At 47.2% G+C, this 14,168-nt stretch carries 12 protein-coding genes; 7 read left to right on the forward strand and 5 right to left on the reverse strand.

The features are described from left to right. Positions 1-213 precede the first annotated feature (213 nt). Positions 214-2,037, forward strand: coding sequence for a methyl-accepting chemotaxis protein (locus CLOSA_RS21295; protein WP_013274797.1), 1,824 nt, complete (start codon positions 214-216; stop codon positions 2,035-2,037). Between the two features lie 105 nt (positions 2,038-2,142). On the opposite strand, the gene CLOSA_RS21300 is transcribed toward CLOSA_RS21295, so the two are convergent. From CLOSA_RS21300 to CLOSA_RS21320, 5 genes are all read right to left on the reverse strand, one after another. Beyond that, positions 2,143-2,961 (reverse strand): alpha/beta fold hydrolase, encoded by an 819-nt coding sequence (locus CLOSA_RS21300; RefSeq protein ID WP_013274798.1) that lies wholly within the window; start codon positions 2,959-2,961, stop codon positions 2,143-2,145. A 150-nt stretch (positions 2,962-3,111) separates the two neighbouring features. Further along, positions 3,112-3,324 carry a hypothetical protein gene (locus CLOSA_RS21305; RefSeq protein WP_013274799.1) on the reverse strand — a complete coding sequence of 71 codons (213 nt, stop codon included), beginning with the start codon at positions 3,322-3,324 and terminating at the stop codon, positions 3,112-3,114. 47 nt (positions 3,325-3,371) lie between these two features. After that, positions 3,372-4,091 carry a hypothetical protein gene (locus CLOSA_RS21310; RefSeq protein ID WP_013274800.1) on the reverse strand — a complete coding sequence of 240 codons (720 nt, stop codon included), beginning with the start codon at positions 4,089-4,091 and terminating at the stop codon, positions 3,372-3,374. Continuing rightward, positions 4,075-5,478 (reverse strand): AAA family ATPase, encoded by a 1,404-nt coding sequence (locus tag CLOSA_RS21315; protein WP_013274801.1) that lies wholly within the window; start codon positions 5,476-5,478, stop codon positions 4,075-4,077. The genes CLOSA_RS21310 and CLOSA_RS21315 overlap by 17 nt, the downstream gene beginning before the upstream one ends. A 162-nt stretch (positions 5,479-5,640) precedes the next feature. Further along, positions 5,641-6,006: a NusG domain II-containing protein gene (locus tag CLOSA_RS21320; protein ID WP_013274802.1), complete on the reverse strand. Its 366-nt coding sequence runs from the start codon at positions 6,004-6,006 to the stop codon at positions 5,641-5,643. 294 nt (positions 6,007-6,300) lie between these two features. On the opposite strand from CLOSA_RS21320, the gene CLOSA_RS21325 reads away from it, so the two are divergent. The 6 genes from CLOSA_RS21325 (at position 6,301) to CLOSA_RS21350 (ending at position 14,160) form a co-directional block, all read left to right on the forward strand. After that, positions 6,301-8,319: an NAD(P)/FAD-dependent oxidoreductase gene (locus CLOSA_RS21325; protein ID WP_013274803.1), complete on the forward strand. Its 2,019-nt coding sequence runs from the start codon at positions 6,301-6,303 to the stop codon at positions 8,317-8,319. Continuing rightward, positions 8,312-9,298: a polyprenyl synthetase family protein gene (locus tag CLOSA_RS21330; RefSeq protein WP_013274804.1), complete on the forward strand. Its 987-nt coding sequence runs from the start codon at positions 8,312-8,314 to the stop codon at positions 9,296-9,298. The genes CLOSA_RS21325 and CLOSA_RS21330 overlap by 8 nt, the downstream gene beginning before the upstream one ends. Positions 9,299-9,333: 35 nt before the next feature. Continuing rightward, positions 9,334-10,449 carry a hypothetical protein gene (locus CLOSA_RS21335; RefSeq protein ID WP_013274805.1) on the forward strand — a complete coding sequence of 372 codons (1,116 nt, stop codon included), beginning with the start codon at positions 9,334-9,336 and terminating at the stop codon, positions 10,447-10,449. Then, positions 10,439-11,512, forward strand: a complete 1,074-nt coding sequence (locus CLOSA_RS21340; RefSeq protein ID WP_013274806.1) for an FAD:protein FMN transferase — start codon at positions 10,439-10,441, stop codon at positions 11,510-11,512. The genes CLOSA_RS21335 and CLOSA_RS21340 overlap by 11 nt, the downstream gene beginning before the upstream one ends. Positions 11,513-11,582: 70 nt before the next feature. Continuing rightward, the gene (locus tag CLOSA_RS21345; protein WP_013274807.1) at positions 11,583-13,310 is read left to right on the forward strand and encodes a menaquinone biosynthesis decarboxylase; all 1,728 of its coding nucleotides are present in this window, start codon (positions 11,583-11,585) and stop codon (positions 13,308-13,310) included. Next, positions 13,294-14,160, forward strand: coding sequence for a 4-hydroxybenzoate octaprenyltransferase (locus CLOSA_RS21350; RefSeq protein WP_157669049.1), 867 nt, complete (start codon positions 13,294-13,296; stop codon positions 14,158-14,160). The genes CLOSA_RS21345 and CLOSA_RS21350 overlap by 17 nt, the downstream gene beginning before the upstream one ends. Positions 14,161-14,168: the final 8 nt, after the last annotated feature.

The following is a 14,168-nucleotide window of genomic DNA, read 5'->3' on the forward strand; positions in this document are numbered from 1 at the left end:
ATATACCTTAAACTGGTCCCGCTGAAATAGGAAACGAAGCGTTTTCTTAAATAGATCTTCTGGAGAAGAAAATATTCCAAGTAGTCTGGATAGTTAAAAAAATAACTGGAAAATTCTTATTCATCAGCCAAATAATTCCGATATATCTTTTGAACACCAAGCAGTTTCGGCCTGCAGCCGCCTCAGGCCGAAAATCGGGAAAGGAAAAATAATATGAAAAAACAAAATACGAATGTGGAAGGCACCCTCAGAGAGAAGGGCTCTCTGCTCAAAAACCTGTCTATCAGCAAAAAGCTGATTTTAGGTTTTGGTGTAATGCTGCTGATCATCATGGCATCCTCCGCCCTGTCCGCTTTGAACACAAAAAATCTCGGGTTCCAGGTCAAACGCTATTACCGCTACACCGTACCAAACACCAACAGCACATGGACCATGAGATCCGGCCTTGCCTCAGCACAAAAATACCTTTTACAGGCAGTTCTTGATGATGATGCCCAGGCCATACAGGAAAACCTGACAAAGGCTCAGGAACAGGAAGAAAGCGCTGCCGCCGCATTAGAAGCTTTTGCAAAAAACCAGTCTTCCAGTGCAAGGGATCAAGAGATTGCCCAGCTGAATGATCTGCTGGCAAAAGCCGGAACCGCCAGAGAAGAGATTTCCGGGCTTCTTCTTGCCTCCTCCCACGGAAACACCAGCAAAGCCTATGAATCCTATAAAAACAATTACTCTCCCGCCCTTGACCAGGCAGGAGAGATCCTGTTAAATTTTTCAAAGATCCAGGTTCAGTTTGCCACTTCCCAGCAGCAGGAAGCAAAAACCATTATAAAAGCAGCCTGGTTCACCCTTTCTCTGTCCCTGCTGATCTCCCTGTTATTTTCCCTTTTCATTACAGCCGTTATCAGGAAGGCCATTCTGGTTCCTGTAAAGGAAATTGAGCTTGTTTACAAGGAAATGGCAAAGGGTAATTTACAGACTCAGATTACCTATGAAAGCCGGGATGAGCTTGGAAGTATGGCGGAAAGTATCAGAAATACAAATGCCGCGATTACCTCCTATATCCGTGACATTACGGAAAAGCTGAATCTTCTGGCACAGGGGGATATGCGCTTCTCCATGGATCTTGATTATATTGGAGACTTTGAAGCCATCAAAAATGCAATCATTAAAACGGTAACATCTTTAAACCGTACCCTCATCATGATCGATGCCGCCGCAGAGCAGGTAAATACTGGGACAGAGCAGGTTTCTTCCGGCGCCCAGCAGCTGGCCGCCGGTTCCACAGAGCAGGCCGCTTCCGTAGAAGAGCTGTCCGCTTCGATTGCTAACATCACGGAACAGGCTGAGGAGAATTCAAAAAATGTTGCAAAGGCTACGGAATATGTGAAACAGACCAGCGATAATGTGAAGAACGGCGGCTCCCATATGAAGCAGCTTACAAAAGCAATGGACAACATCGGCGTCTTTTCCGATCAGATCACCAATATCACAAAGGTTATTGAGGACATTGCATTCCAGACCAATATCCTATCCCTTAACGCTGCCATTGAAGCTGCCCGGGCAGGTACCGCAGGAAAAGGCTTTTCCGTTGTAGCAGATGAGGTCCGCAACCTTGCTGCCAAATCCGCAGAAGCCGCAAAGCAGACAGCAGAACTTATACAAAATTCCGTTTATGCAGTACAGGAAGGCACTCAAATCACCCAGAAAACCGCCCAGATCCTGGAGGATATTGATAAAACCACTGGCTATATTAACGATATTGTGAATAAAATCAATGGATCAGCCTCAGAACAGGCCTCTTCCATTGAGCAGATCCGTTTAGGACTGGAGCAGGTATCCGCAGTCATTCAGGCGAATGCAGCTACTGCGGAGGAGAACTCAGCCTCCAGCGAGGAGATGAGTGCCCAGGCCAATACTCTTCGGGATGAGGTTGGTAAATTCCGCCTGGAAGCAGAACAGAGACCAGGAAGAGAACCGGATCAAAACACGCAAAGATACGATGAGGATGACAGCACAGACCCTGTCTGTCAAAAATATTAAAAATCACCGGGAAACATACAGGCACGCACATATGCCATGATATAATCAGGAGCTGCCCGGGACAGATGCAGTTTATCTGTCCCGGGCAGCTCCTTTTCTTAGGTTCTAACACCCTCCGCCGGCAAATTCAGCCAAAACCTTATTGAATTCATCCTTTTGGTCATAAAAAGCCCCATGTCCGCTGAATTCCAAGGATACCAGCCTGGAATTTCTGATGCTTTGATGCTGGATTTCTCCAAGAGGATAAGGCACTACCTTATCATGGATTCCGTGGATGATCAGGGTCGGAACCTGGATTGATTCCAGATCGGAAAACAATACCTCCTGGATCCAGGTATTTGCAATGGCCGCTGTTGCCCAGCCTGCTGCCTGCAGACCCAATTGGAGAAACCATTGGGAAAACGGCTCAGAAATATGCTGGAAGAAGAATATATTGCCAAAATCATTTAACATGTTTGGGCGGTCGGCATAGGTCCCGTCAATGATCTGAAGCACTGCCTCCTTGTCAAGCCCATAAGGGAAATTGGGACGCTTTATCAGGCTTGGCGCTGCTGCCGCAAACAAAGCAAGCCTTGATACCCCGTAGCCTCTGTGCCTTGCCATGTATCTGACGGCAATGGCCCCTCCCGTAGAATGACCTGCCAGAGTAATATCCTTTAGCTTCAGCACATTCATGACCGCTCTCACATCATCGGCCAGACGGTCATAATCATATCCGTAAAACGGCTTATCAGAATTCCCGAATCCCCTTGTATCAATGCCAATGCAGCGAAAGCCCATTTTCGGAAGGACATCAAACTGATATTCAAACAGCTTATGGCTTCCCGGCCAGCCGTGAAGAAATAAAATTGTCTTTTTGCAGTCCGGATTCAGATCTTCAACGTATATGTTTACATTTTTTTCAACGGTTATATAGTATCCCATGATCCCACTCTGCACAATATGTTTAATCTATGCTATTCCTTCTTGCCGCCTATGATTCCATCTTTTCATTAAAGCAGGGGTTCCGCCCAAATATTTGAAACAGATACCGCCTGAAATCACCAAAAGCATTATGCCCGGGACCGCTGGTTTTTAGGGAAGCACGATATCAAAAACAAAAGGGAACGTCTCTGCCGTCCGATTAACATAATCAACCTTATATCCAGTACCGTCTTGATAGAAAAAACCATTCTCCACATCAATTTTCACATAGCACATGGCCTTATGATTATCATCATTATGTTTAAAAGCCTGTTTTCCTTTGCCGTTGCAAGGGCAAAGGCACAATCTTAGAAAACAGTTCATTCATAACCTCCATTGCCTTTTCATATTCGCTCATAAGATTCCTCCTGTTATCTCCTGTTACCTGCTGCAGCTTCCGGCTCTTTATTCTGAAAAAGAAGGTGAAAATTGCAGTGCCTGTGCAATGAATTCAGGTCCTGCATAATAAAGTTCCAGGTTTCATGAAATTCCCCTGGCACAGCAAAATCCCCGGATGACATAAAGTCCTGGAACCCCTTCTGATCCAGGCCATACTTGTCTGCAAAAGAATCTGCATACCTGATTTTTTTATCATCGGACAGGTCTTCCTCATTATTATGAAGCACATGCTCCAGATTCCGTGAAAAATAATAAACGAAGTAAGGTACCTTACCAACCGCATCAGCCGTACAAAGCCGCTGCAGGATTTTAGACTTTCTTCTGTTCCGTTCAATGATCCTTTCAGGATCTGGTGCTTCAATCCTGTCGTCATAATAGCGTAGGGTTCTATCTCTGCCTTTTAGGACCCGGTCCTCCGGTATAAAGGCTCCGTCAATATCTACAAGGTGAATTACCTTTATAATATCTCTTTTTTCAAAGCCATACCGTTTTCTTTCCAACTCCATATGCTCATAAACGGTTTTAACGGCATTGGCCCCTGATATCCGCCAGTTGCTTGTCATATCCCCATGAACCACATGGAAGCGGACCTCTTCCCTATGAAATACTTTTTTAAGTACCGGACTTAATGCATCCTCATCCGTAGGCCCTTCCACAAGGTACAGGATTACCTTTTTAGTTTTGGTTCCCATCCTTTACCGCCTTTCCGGCACGGCGGAACGCCCGGCCGATTTCCACGCTGTCGGTTTCCTCATAAACAGTTTCTTTCTGACCTCCTAAAGTGATGCTCCTAAGGTACATATCCCGTAAATTATGATTGCTCTTTATATTCTGCAGACGGATATACCGGTTGGAGGAATTGGCTGTGGAAAAAACAATGCTGTTTTTGTTGATCATTTCCAGCGCACGCAGGTTATGTGATGTGAAAATCAACTGTCCCCTTGCCCCTTTTTCAAACACGGAAAGAAGTTCCCCTAAAAGGTATTCATAAACACCCGAATCCAGTTCATCAATAATCAGACACATGGAAGCGTTGTTATAAACACACATAAGGGCATTTAAAACAGAAATGATCTTAAGAATCCCTTCTGACTCATAGTTTAAGGGGATTATGGTCTCTCCCCTCTTAGAAATCAATTCCACTCTGTACCCGGTTTCTCCCCGCTCAGAAAGCTGCTCTCCAAAATCATGGATCCCTATGGAAAGGCCGGGGATTATGGTGTCAAGGACCACATTCATTTCCTCAATGATCTGCCGGGCTATTGTAAAATGCTCTTTGCTGATGACGGAAGGCTCATCCAGCCTGATGAGCAAATCTCCCTTTGCAACCCTTTCCCCAAGGTCCAGGCGGAAAGTAAAAGGGATCATGAAATTCATGCTGATTGCCCCGGCATGGGCATTGGAAATGACAAATAAATTCATGCCTGCATATTGATGAAGCGCTTCAATGAGGAAGGCATATTCCTCCGATGCACCCTTAGCGGCTGACAGAAATACCCCCCTGCCCTCCGGGCCGAAGATAAAAGAAACCAGGTCTTTCCGGGCCATCTTTTTTGCAACGGTCAAATTGACCTTATTTTCATCATTTTCCCGTATTAAATCTTCCAGCCGGTATTTTGGAGTAAAGATCCCCCCCTCAGAATGCAGTTCATAATCGATCAAGGTCTTTTTGCTTTCAAATTTTTCTCCGTTCCAGGCGGCCCCCCTTAGGATCTCCCGGGTAATTTCAAACTCGGTGCCGGTCACTCTCTTTAATTGAACAGAATATTCTGTCATGGTCTTTTTGCTGTCTGTCTGGATAATAAACCGGACCATAATCGTACAGACATCTGCCTCTTTGGAAATGTAGTGGACCGCTTCCCGTGACAAAGGCCGCCCCGTCAGCAAAACCTGGACTAACCCCATTGCCTCGATCACGGCTGTTTTTCCCGAACCATTCTGGCCATATATGCCCAGAATATCAGCAGTTTTTGAAAAATAATCCCGTTTTCCGGCAGACGGCATTACAATTTTTCCGTATTGGGTATTCTTAAATCCGCTTAATTCAATTTCACTTATGCGAACCGTATTCTGAACCATCGTTCCATCAACCCCTTTTCTGACTACAGTATAGCATAACTCTTGAATGATACAAATACTTTTCAAGTAATGGTACATTTTGTTCCGATATTGAATAATTATACTCCAAATGAAGGAATATATTCAGAGAATCAAAAAGGATTCCACCCTCTCTGTGCTTTCTTATTCGCCGCCTTCGATTGTCACCACCACACGGTTTGGCAGGCAGACAATCAGTTCTCCGCTCTTATGGATCCTTCCAGTGCGGACACATACCTTATCCGGACAGGAAGCCTCCGTAATGCTGGCATAGCCATCCTTTATGACCAGGTGGTCCGTACCCCCAAGCCCATCAATGATCATGTCTGTGTCCTTATAAAGATCCAGTGCTGCCACAGTCTTTCCGTCTACGGTGACCACCACCTGCTCCGGTGCTTTTCTGTTTCCGGCATAAAATACTGCGGAAAGCAGACCTGCCGTCACCAGGATAGCGGCAATGAGAATCAGCTCTCTTCTTTGCTTGACAGTTAATTTTTTTAAATGTTCCAATTCCGCCACCTCATATTTCTCTTAAGTTTCCTGAACCTTTATTATAACATGGCGGTCCTGTTTATAAAATAAGAAACTGGAAATAGATGTTCATAAGGAATATGCTTTCATGCGGGTCAGAAATAAAGGAAAATATGAAAAATATGGAAAAACCTAGAAGACTCATAGGTAAAATTATTAAGAATAGGAAAAATTATCGTTTTTAGATAAAATTCTGGTAAAAACAATGCTAATATGTTATAATAATGTCAAAGTGGCAATTTGTGAGCCGCTATCATACAAGGAGGGGAAGACTTGAAGAAAATAGTAGTGCTAGGTGCCGGTTATGCCGGTATTTTAACTGCCAAAAAACTGGAAAAAAAATTCCGTAAATTGAAGATGGACCATGAAGTAAGCATCTCCATCATCGACAGGCATCCATTCCATACCATGCTCACTGAACTTCACGAGGTGGCCGCTGGAAGAGTTGAGGAAGACAGTATCCGCATCAGCTTAAAGAAAGTATTTGCAGGCAGGAATGTGGAGATCATCACAGACACCATCAGCCAGATATCCATTGAGGAGAAAAAACTGACGGGAAGCCAGGGCGAATATGATTATGACTATCTGGTTCTGGCCGCCGGGTCCAAACCTACCTTTTTCGGTGTGGAAGGCGCAGAGGAATATTCTTATAAGCTTTGGTCCTATGAAGATGCTATGTTATTAAAGGAACGGATCCATGAAATGTTCCGCAACGCAGCCTGTGAGCCGGATGAGAAGGAAAAACGCCGCCTTTTGACTTTTTATGTAGTTGGAGCCGGTTTTACCGGTGTGGAGATGGCGGGAGAACTGGCAGAATATGTACCCTTCCTGTGCGAAGAGTATGAAATAGATCCGTCTCTTGTTTCCATGCATGACGTGGATATATTAAAGAGAACAGTACCCATTCTTCCGGAGAAGCTGTCCGGTAAAGTAGAACGGCGCCTGGAAAAGATGGGCGTAACGGTAATGATGGAAACCGGCGTGACGGCTATTGGCAAGGATTACATCGAGTTGAATCAAAACGGCAGGAAGAACCAGTATCCGGCCGGGACGGTGATCTGGACAGCCGGTATCGAAAGCGCAGATATCACCGGGGAAGCGGCAAAAACCCTGGAATCCGTCGGACGCGGAAGAATCCAGGTTGATTCTTACCTTCGGGCCAAGGATCATGAAGAAGTTTATGTGGTAGGCGACAACATGATGTATGTTCCCCAGGGGGAGAAAGATCCTGTTCCCCAGATGGTGGAAAACTGTGAGCAGAGCGCGGATACCGCTGCCCGCAATATGGTATGCGCCATTACGGGTACAGGTGCTATGGAGGAGTATCATCCATCCTTCCACGGTGTTATGGTTTCTGTAGGCGGCCGTTATGGAGTCGCAAGGGTAGGCCTTCCCAGCCATATGTTCAATCTTTGTTCCTTCTTTGCCATGTTATCAAAGCATTTTATTAATGTGGTTTATTTTATCCAGGTACTGGGCTGGAATAAGGTTTGGAGCTATGTATGCCATGAATTCTTTACCATTCGCAACCGCAGAAGCTTTCTGGGCGGGCATTTCTCCAACAGGACCCCAAGCTTCCTGCTGGCCCCTCTTCGGGTGTGGCTGGGTGCTGTATGGGTGTTTGAAGGTGTTATGAAGATTGTGGAAGGCTGGATGGGCCAGCCTATGCTCAGCGGATTCTTTGGAGGCGCCAATCAGTTTTTCAACAGCATCCTGGCTCCCTACGGAATCACAGGCATCGGCGGAGCTGCTCCTTCTGCAGATGCAGTTGCCAGCGCAACCTCTGCTGCGGCTGACGCGGTTTCCAGTGCCACCGGAGCTGCAGCCGGTGCAGTATCTGCGGGTGTGCCTGTTTTCTCCTATCATATTTTAGGAATCATTGACGCTACCCTTGTCAGCTCTGTAGGCTTATCCCATGCTACTTTGTCTGATTATGCCTTTAAACTGGACTTTGCACCTATGAACTGGTTTGTAAACAATGTCATCCTGCCTAACGGCGGACTGCAGCTTTTCATGCAGCGGGGGATCGTGATTGCAGAGATCCTCATCGGCCTTGCTTTGATGGCAGGTTTATTCAATTTCCTTTCCTCCGGTGTGTCCCTGGTGCTTCAGTTTATGTTCGTCTGTACCACCGGTCTTTACTTAAACACGTTCTGGATGATTTTCGCCGGCATTGCAGTCTTAATCGGCGGCGGCAGAACCTTTGGTCTTGATTATTATGTCATGCCCTGGCTTAAGAAAAAATGGAGAAAACTTCCCTTTATAAGGAAGTGGTATTTATACAATGACTAATAGAGAATTGTTGGAGGATTCCGTCGGGCTGCGGTATGATTTTGAAGAGGCATTTCATTTGATGGCAGTGACTGTGGAGAAGCATTTAGCTTCCGCCCCTCCAGTCATCAGGAACTACACGGCCCATCTGGCGAAATCCACAGGCAAATTCATCCGTGCCTACGGTCTGATGGCCTGTTCCATGGATGAGGAAGATAAAGTCCCGGCGGACGCCGTCACTTTGGCATCTGCGGTAGAACTGCTGCATCTGGCTACCCTGGTTCATGACGATGTGATCGATGACGCTGATACAAGGCGGGGAATTGAAACGCTTCAAAAGAGATTCGGAAAAAAAGCTGCTGTCATCTGCGGAGATTACCTGTTGTCTCTGGCGTTGAAACTGGCGTCTTCCATTCCTCAGAAAAACCAATATGAGGCATTGGATATGCCAAATTACCTGTGCAGGATCTGCATGGGTGAACTACGTCAGGAAATTAACAACGGGAACCTGGATTTGTCGGTTTACCGGTATTTAAGCATCATCAAGGGAAAGACTGCGGCTCTTTTTGAAGCCTCTTTTCACGGCGGCGCCATGCTTTCCACAAAAGATGAGAGAAAACTCCGCATGTACCGGAAGGCTGGAAACGATGTGGGCATGATTTTCCAGCTTATGGATGACTGCATCGATTATGAGATGGAGGAGACGGAAGCCAAGAAAAATGTCCGCTCCGATTATGAAGAAGGAGTCGTTACCCTTCCTCTCATCCATGCGATGAATCAGGATGAGAGTTTTTCCGGCCAGGTTAAAAATGGCCTTGTTTCCGCCAAGGAGCTTTATACCAAAGTTTTAGAAGCCGGAGGAACTGCTTATACAAAAGCCGTTGCCGGCAGATACTATGGAAAAGCTTCAAACACCATCGGCAATCTGGGATTATCCGAAGCCAAAAAGGCTCGAATCATGACCGTGGTGGATAAATCTTATTATGGTATTAAAAAATAATACAATAGAAAGCAACATAAGGAGGAGTAATTTCTATGAAAAAACGAGTATTAGCTTTAGGATGCGGCCTCATGGCAGCAGCCTCCATTCTGGCAGGGTGTTCTTCCAATTTAAAGCAGACACCGACAACTGCAGCACCGACAGAAGCTGCAACTACTGCCGCACCGGACACTCAGGCAGAAACCACCACAGAAGCTGCAAAGGCTGAGGCTGCAGGCGGCGCCCTGTCTACGGGTTATGCAGTACTTTCTTCCATCGGTAAATCTACGGATGCAGGCGAAAAAGATGGCCTTGCTGAAGTAGATACCATGTTTGCAGCCGTACTGGTCGACGAAAGCGGAAAGATCGTAGACTGTAAGATTGATTCCATTCAGACCAAGGTAAACTTCTCCAAGGAAGGGAAACTACTTACAGATCTTGGTACTGTCGTTGAATCCAAAAATGAACTGGGAGAGAAATACGGCATGAAAAAAGCTTCCGGTATCAGCAAGGAATGGAATGAGCAGGCTGCCGGCTTTGCCAAGTATGTCATCGGAAAAACAGCTGATGAAGTTAAGGGAATCGCTGTTTCTTCTGAGGGCCTTGCAGACGATGCAGACTTAAAGGCTACCATCACCGTTCATATCGGAGACTTTATTAATGTTGTTGATCAGGCTGTTGCTAATGCCAAGAGCGCTGGCGCTGCAGAAGGCGACAAACTGGGCTATGGCATCGTAACCGGTATCAGAAAGTCCAAAGATGCAGCCGCAGATGCTGACGGTGTCGCACAGGCTTATTCTACCTACACCATTGCCACCTTTGGCGCAGACGGAAAAATCACAAGCTGTGTTCTGGACGCTTCTCAGGTCAATGTAAACTTCAATGCTGCCGGCAAGATCACCAGCGACTTAAAGTCCACTGATTTTAAGACCAAGGATCAGCTGGGTGATGCCTATGGCATGAAAAAAGCTTCCGGTATCGGAAAAGAATGGAATGAGCAGGCTGCCAGCTTCGCAGATTATGCAGTTGGCAAGACCGCCAGTGAGATTACAGGACTTGCAATTGATGAAAAAGAAGGTGCACCAACAGATGCCGATTTAAAGGCCAGCGTTACCGTTGGTATTGGTGATTTCCAGACTGGTATCTCCAAGGCAGAAGCAAATGCAAAATAAAAAAGCAGCAAAATTTATTATAATTGCCGGAACTCTGGCAGCGCTTACTATGGCGGCGGTGAATACCGCCGCCATAGGAGCAAAAAAGGAACAAAAATACCACGCCGAATTTTTGAATCTCTTCGATACCGTCACACAGATTGTAGGATATGCCAAAAATAAAGAGGAATTTACTGAACTTGCTACGGAAGTACATGACGAGCTGGAAACGTACCACAAACTGTATGACATCTATCATGATTATGAAGGGATACCCAATATTAAGACCATCAATGATAATGCCGGCAAAGGCCCTGTAAAGGTGGACCCGAAGATCATACAAATGCTGAGCCTGGCCAGGGAAGCCTATGAAAAAACAGACGGTAAGGTGAATGTGGCCATGGGAAGTGTTCTTTCCATCTGGCATGACTACCGTACCGCAGGCTTAGAAACTCCGGAAACAGCTCAGGTTCCCCCTATGGATGAGCTGAAAGCGGCCGCCCTGCATACGGATTTTTCAAAGGTAATTATCGATGAAGAAGCTTCTACCGTATATCTGGAAGACCCTGATATGAGGCTGGACGTGGGATCCATAGCAAAAGGCTATGCCACAGAGCAGGTTGCAGAATTTCTGGAAGCAAAAGGGACCGATCATATTCTTCTCAGCGTAGGAGGCAATATCCGCGCCATTGGGAAGCGTGCAGACGGAAAGCCTTGGAAACTGGATATTCAGAACCCGGATACTGACAGCGAAAAAACCGCCATCGACACGTTGGGTCTGGACGGGCTTTCACTTGTCAGCAGCGGTGATTATGAAAGATACTATGTGGTAGACGGGGTAAAATACCATCATATCATTGATGCAGATACACTGATGCCTGCGGCATACTTCCGGGCGGTCTCTATCGTTTGCAGGGATTCCGGCTGGGCGGATGCCCTTTCTACCGCCATATTTAACCTTCCCTATGAAAAGGGGCTGGCGCTGGTTGAACGCATGGATGATGTGGAAGCAATGTGGGTCATGCCGGATGACAGCATCCGGACAAGCAGCGGCTATGAGGCATACCGCAGCCATGACCGCTGATTTTACAAGCACCCTGCGGGTATCCCTGGATGCCCGAAGATCATGGGCAGATTAGAGGAAAGGTGGATATATGTCATATAGAGGACTGCAGGATTTTATTCAAACATTGGAAACGAGAGGGGAGCTGACCCGTGTAAGGGCAAAGGTATCCCCTCTCTTTGAAATAACGGAGATCACTGACAGGGTCTGCAAATCAGAAAATCCCGGCGGCAAAGCGCTTCTTTTTGAACATGTGGAAGGCTCCCCCTATCCGGTGCTGATGAACGCCTTCGGCACGGATGGCAGAATGGCCCTTTCCCTTGGAGCAGACAGCCTGGAGGATATTGCAGCAGACATCGATGCCTATTTGGATTTTGGAAACTATACGTCTGTTTCAAAGCTGATTTCCTTTGCACCAAAGCTGCTGCGCCTGTTGTGCTGTTTCCCTATCCGAAGCAGTATTCACCTGCGGCGTCCAAGCTGCCAGCAGGTGATCGAGAGAGAACCGGATCTGGGGAAACTGCCGGTACTCCAGTGCTGGCCACTGGACGGAGGCCGTTTCTTTACTCTTCCTCTTGTCTTTACAAAATACCCTGACACAAAGCTTCAGAACATCGGCATGTACCGGATGCAGGTACTGGATTCCAGGACCACGGCCATGCACTGGCAGAAGCACAAGGACGGAGCCGGCATTTACGAGGCATACCGTAAAAAAGGCTGTCCAATGCCCGTATCCGTTGTACTGGGAGGGGACCCGGCCATCACCTATGCTTCCACGGCACCTCTTCCGCCAAAACTGGATGAGATGATGCTGGCTGGATTTCTCAGGAAACGGCCGGTGAAAATGGTAAAATGCATTACCAACGATCTCTACGTGCCTGAGGATGCGGAATTTGTGCTGGAAGGCTATGTGGATCCCCAGGAAGATCTGGTTTGGGAAGGACCTTTTGGGGATCATACGGGTTATTATTCCCTGGCGGACTGGTATCCTAAATTTCATGTCACAACCATCACCCGCAAAAAGCATCCGGTTTATCCTGCCACTGTGGTTGGTAAGCCACCTATGGAAGACTGCTATATGGCAAAGGCTACGGAACGAATTTTCCTTCCTATTTTAAAAATGGTAATTCCTGAGCTGCGGGATATCCATCTACCCTTTGAAGGAGTCTTCCATAACTGCGCAGTGGTATCCGTAAAACCTTCCTATCCTGGCGCTGCCAGGACCGTTATGAACGCTATCTGGGGTATGGGACAGATGAGGACCGCCAAGATGATCGTGGCAGTTGATGAAACCATTGATCCCAGTGATACGGCGGCAGTCTGGCGGGAGGTGTTGCGCTATGCCCATCCCGGAGAGGACTTTGTGGTCAGCAAAGGGCCATTGGATGCCTTAGATCACTCCTCTGATTACCCCTTGTACGGCGGACGGCTTGGCATTGATGCCACCAGCAAAGGGAAAGAAGCATTCCCCCAGGGCTCCATTTTCGTTCTGCCCCTCCATAAGGAACAGCCCTGGGAAGGAAGGCAAAAAGCCCTTGCTTTATTGGAAGAGAAAAAGGCTTCCCTCATAGTAGTTGTAGACGAGGATGTGGACCCCTCGGATCATTCCACCGTCATGTGGCGGGTGTTCAACAATATTGACGTTACCAGAGACATGTTTACTGCAGGCCGGCGGGCAGCTTTTGACGCCACAAGAAAAAGACTGGAGGAAGGACTTTCCCGTCCCTGGCCCGAAGACATTGTGATGACGGATGAGGTCAGAAAAAAGGTATCAGAGAAATGGAGTACTTATGGGATCGATCATGATAAAAATAGTTAATAAACTGAATGAATACGGGAAACTGGTCATGTTCAGCCATACCATCTTTTCCCTGGCCTTCGCTGCGGTAGCCCTCCTTGCAGCTTCCGGGGGCCGGCCGGATCCAAAGGTGGTGTTCTGGGCTGCCCTTGCCTTTTTAAGTGCCAGAACAGGGGCCAATGCCCTAAACCGGGTGGTGGATGCCAGGATCGACGCAAAAAACCCCAGGACAGCCAGCCGCCAGATTCCCCGGGGGGATATTGGAATAAGGGAGACCCTGGCCCTGGTGGCTGTCTGCTTTCTGGTTATGGTGTTCAGCGCTTCCCGGTTAAACTTATTGTGCCTCCTCCTGTCTCCCATTGCTTTGTTCCTGATGACGATTTACTCCTACACAAAGCGATTTACCTGGATGTGCCATCTGGTTCTGGGAATTACGTGCGCCTGCGCTCCCGTAGGGGCGTGGCTGGCGGTAACGGGGCATTTCTCCCTGATACCGCTTTTCTTTGGCGCGGCAAACTGCCTCTGGACCGGGGGATTTGATATTATCTACGGCTCTCAGGATTATGAATTTGATAAGGCAAACGGCCTTCATTCCATTCCGGTCCGGTACGGCATAAAAGGCGGATTAATCATCAGCACCCTGTTCCATGGGGCGGCACTTTTTTGCCTGTGCTTTGCCGGTGTTCTACTTTATCCTCAGTTTGGTTTGCTTTACGGAACAGGTCTGGGAATCATTGCAGTCCTGATGGTGATCCAGCACCGGCTGGTATCACCGGACCACCTGGAAAATGTTAATATTGCATCATACAGCATCAGCCAGATCACCAGCATCGTGCTTCTGGTTTTCGGGACTTTGGATGTATACTTTTAAAGCAAAGG

This window comes from [Clostridium] saccharolyticum WM1 (assembly GCF_000144625.1).
Classification (GTDB): Bacteria; Bacillota; Clostridia; order Lachnospirales; family Lachnospiraceae; genus Lacrimispora; species Lacrimispora saccharolytica.